2 protein-coding genes and 2 pseudogenes are annotated in these 3,907 nt (G+C 55.4%); all 4 read right to left on the bottom strand.

Annotated elements, in window-relative coordinates; genetic code table 11:
• Nucleotides 1–17: 17 nt before the first annotated feature.
• Nucleotides 18–1,283 (bottom strand): annotated as a pseudogene (nuoG, locus tag RTY00_RS21310) (NADH-quinone oxidoreductase subunit NuoG); the annotation flags it as partial.
• A gap of 103 nt (nucleotides 1,284–1,386) precedes the next feature.
• Entirely contained in the window at nucleotides 1,387–2,727 is a 1,341-nt protein-coding gene (gene nuoF, locus RTY00_RS21315) for an NADH-quinone oxidoreductase subunit NuoF (RefSeq protein ID WP_176519213.1), read from the bottom strand.
• A 2-nt stretch (nucleotides 2,728–2,729) separates the two neighbouring features.
• A complete protein-coding gene (gene nuoE, locus RTY00_RS21320; RefSeq protein ID WP_008105146.1) occupies nucleotides 2,730–3,245 on the bottom strand; it encodes an NADH-quinone oxidoreductase subunit NuoE in 516 nt (171 codons plus the stop codon).
• Between the two features lie 2 nt (nucleotides 3,246–3,247).
• Nucleotides 3,248–3,907: pseudogene (locus RTY00_RS21325) on the bottom strand (NADH-quinone oxidoreductase subunit C/D); the annotation flags it as partial.

Here is a 3,907-nt window from a genome sequence, read left to right on the forward strand (position 1 = left end):
GTGCAGCCAACTTCTCAACCGATATTAAGGATTGCCGCGATCTGCCAGTCAGCTACTTTCTGCGCCGCTGCCATCTCACGTGCTTTGCCTTTTACTGCCTGACGAACAGACAACGCCACGCGCGCGCCGACCTGAGTCAAATCTTCACCCAGCACCAGTACCGCATCGTAGCTTTCAATTTCACGCAGTGATGGCGTGTAAATGCCGCCGTCCTGCAGGACTTTCAGCATCAGCTCAACGCGAGCCTGCTCACCTGCTGGCATACCGGTTGAGAAGTTGGCTGCACCAACCAGTTCACGCAACGCGAAGTTGCTTTCAATGCTGGCGCGCGGAGAACCGATACCGATCACTTTTTTCGCCCGGCGCAGCACATCTGCCGCCGCATTCACCGCTTGTTCAGCATTCAGGCTGACCCAATCGTTGCCGCGTTGCTGTACCGGATGACGTGGACGATCCTTGCGGTTGACGTAGCCGTAACCGAAACGACCGCGATCGCACAGGAAGTAGTGGTTTACGGTGCCGTTATAACGGTTTTCGATACGACGCAATTCGCCATAGCGCTCGCCCGGGCTGGTGTTACAACCCACGCTGCACTGCTGACAGATGCTTGGCGCGAACTGCATATCCCATTTACGGTTATAGCGTTCGGAGTGCGTTTTATCGGTGAATACGCCGGTCGGACAGATTTCTACCAGGTTACCGGAGAATTCGCTTTCCAGCGTGCCATCTTCCGGACGACCAAAGTAGACGTTGTCGTGAGCGCCATAAACGCCGAGATCTTTGCCGTCGGCATAATCTTTGTAGTAACGCACGCAGCGATAGCAGGCGATACAGCGGTTCATTTCATGCGAAATGAACGGACCGAGATCCTGATTCTGGTGGGTGCGTTTGGTGAAGCGATAACGACGGAAACTGTGTCCGGTCATTACCGTCATATCTTGCAGATGGCAGTTACCGCCCTCTTCGCACACCGGGCAGTCGTGCGGATGGTTGGTCATCAGCCATTCCACCACGCTTTCACGAAACTCTTTGGCTTCGCCATCGTCGATGGAGATAAAGGTGCCGTCTGACGCTGGTGTCATGCAGGACATAACAAGGCGACCGCGGGTATCTTCGGCATTCTGGAATTGCTTCACCGCGCACTGGCGGCAGGCCCCTACGCTTCCCAGCGCCGGATGCCAGCAAAAATAAGGAATATCAAGGCCCAGAGAGAGACACGCCTGTAGCAGGTTGTCCGCTCCGTTCACATCATATTCTTTACCGTCTACATGGATTGTAGCCATAGTGAACATGCTTCCGTAAGGCTCGCCCTAAGACGAGCGTTAAACATCTAATTCTTTCCCCACGCCATTTCGGCGTGAGGTGAGTTCCGTGTACGGCGGCTGATTACCAGCGCGCTTTCAGCAGGTTCGGCTGAATACCGCCGATGGCTCGGGTATTGCCAAACACCTGCGGCGCAATGCCAGCTTCAAACTCTTCACGGAAATATTTAATCGCGCTCTGCAATGGCTCGACGGCGCCCGGTGCGTGGGCGCAGAAGGTTTTACCTGGGCCAAGCTGGCGGCAGAGTTGCTGCAGGGTTTCGATATCACCCGGCTGACCTTTCTTCTGCTCCAGCGCACGCAGGATCTTCACGCTCCATGGCAAGCCATCGCGGCACGGCGTACACCAGCCGCAGGATTCGCGCGCAAAGAACTCTTCCAGGTTACGCACCAGCGAAACCATGTTGATTTCGTGATCGACCGCCATCGCCAGCGCCGTACCCAAACGGCTGCCGGCTTTACCAATGCTGGCAAATTCCATCGGCAGATCGAGGTGCTGATCGGTAAGGAAGTCAGTTCCTGCGCCGCCTGGCTGCCAGGCTTTGAATTTCAAACCATCGCGCATGCCGCCGGCGTAATCCTCGAGGATTTCACGCGCGGTGGTACCGAATGGCAATTCCCAGACGCCAGGATTTTTCACGCGGCCGGAAAAGCCCATCATTTTGGTGCCGGTGTCTTCGCTGGTAGAGATGTTTTTGTACCAGTCAACGCCGTTAAGGAAGATGGCAGGCACGTTCGACAGCGTTTCCACGTTGTTAACGCAGGTCGGCTTACCCCATACGCCGGCACTGGCCGGGAATGGCGGCTTAGAACGCGGGTTCGCACGACGTCCTTCCAGCGAGTTGATTAGCGCGGTCTCTTCGCCGCAGATGTAACGACCTGCGCCGGTGTGGACAATCAGCTCGAAATCAAAACCGGTGCCGAGAATATTCTTGCCGAGGTAGCCCGCTTCAGTAGCTTCCGCAATCGCGCGACGCAGATTGACGGCCGCTTCGATGTACTCACCACGCAAGAAGATGTACCCGCGATAGGCTTTCAGCGCAAACGCACTGATCAGCATGCCTTCCACCAACTGGTGCGGCAGTTGCTCCATCAGCAAGCGGTCTTTATAGGTGCCTGGCTCCATTTCATCGGCATTACACAGCAGGTAACGGATGTTCATGGATTCGTCTTTCGGCATCAGGCTCCACTTCAGGCCGGTGTTAAAGCCTGCGCCACCACGACCTTTCAGGCCGGAGTCTTTGACCGCCGCGACGATTTCGTCCTGACTAAAATCTTTCAACGCTTTTTCTGCGCCGACATAACCGTTTTTACTGCGATATTCATCGATCCAGATCGGCTGCTTGTCGTCACGAAGACGCCAGGTCAGCGGATGCGTTTCGGCAGTACGAATGATCTGTTTAATGGTCATTGATACTGCTCCAGCAAGTTGGCGATGCCTTCAGGCGTCAGATGAACGTGGGTATCTTCATCCACCATCATGGTTGGCCCTTTATCGCAGTTACCAAGGCAGCAAGTTGGCAGCAGCGTAAAGCGTCCATCAGCCGTGGTTTGGCCCGGCTTGATGTTCAGCTTCTGCTCCAGCGCATCCTGAATTCCCTGATATCCCGTGATGTGGCACACCACGCTGTCACAGTAGCGAATAACGTGACGGCCAACCGGCGTGCGGTAGATCTGGCTATAGAACGTTGCCACACCTTCAACATCACTGGCAGGAATACCCAGAACGTCGGCGATGGCGTTAATCGCGCCATCTGGCACCCAGCCGCGCTGTTTCTGCACGATCTTCAACGCTTCGATCGAAGCGGCGCGTGCATCTTCGTAATGGTGTTTCTCGTGCTCGATAGCGTGGTGCTCGGCCTCGCTCAGCACGAAGACCTCAGTAGGGTCGATGGTGTGAATAGCAATTTTTTGATCGTGCATAATTAGCGGTCCACGTCTGACATAACAAAATCGATACTACCGAGGTAAACGATCAAGTCGGATACCAGGCTGCCGCGGATCACCGATGGGATCTGCTGCAGATGCGGGAAGCTCGGCGTACGCACGCGGGTGCGATAGCTCATGGTGCTGCCATCGCTGGTCAGGTAGTAACTGTTGATCCCTTTGGTCGCCTCAATCATCTGGAAGGATTCGTTGGCCGGCATGATTGGGCCCCACGAAACCTGCAGGAAGTGAGTGATCAGGGTTTCAATGTGCTGCAGCGTGCGCTCTTTCGGCGGCGGCGTTGTCAGCGGATGATCCGCTTTGAACGGGCCTTCAGGCATGTTGTTCAGGCACTGTTCCAGAATGCGCAGTGACTGCCACATCTCTTCCATTTTCAGCTGAACGCGGGTATACGCATCACTGATGCCAGCGCCAACCGGAATCTCGAAATCGAAGTTTTCGTAGCCTGAATATGGACGCCATTTACGCACGTCAAAATCTAAACCGGTGGCACGCAAACCAGCGCCGGTGGTGCCCCACGCCAGTGCTTCATCCATGTTATACGCCGCAACGCCTTGCGAACGACCCATCAACACGGTATTGCGCAGTGCGGCTTTGTCATACTCTTTCAGACGCTTCGGCATCCAGTCGAGGAAGTC

Source organism: Pantoea sp. CTOTU49201 (genome assembly GCF_032054795.1).
GTDB lineage: Bacteria > Pseudomonadota > Gammaproteobacteria > Enterobacterales > Enterobacteriaceae > Pantoea > Pantoea symbiotica.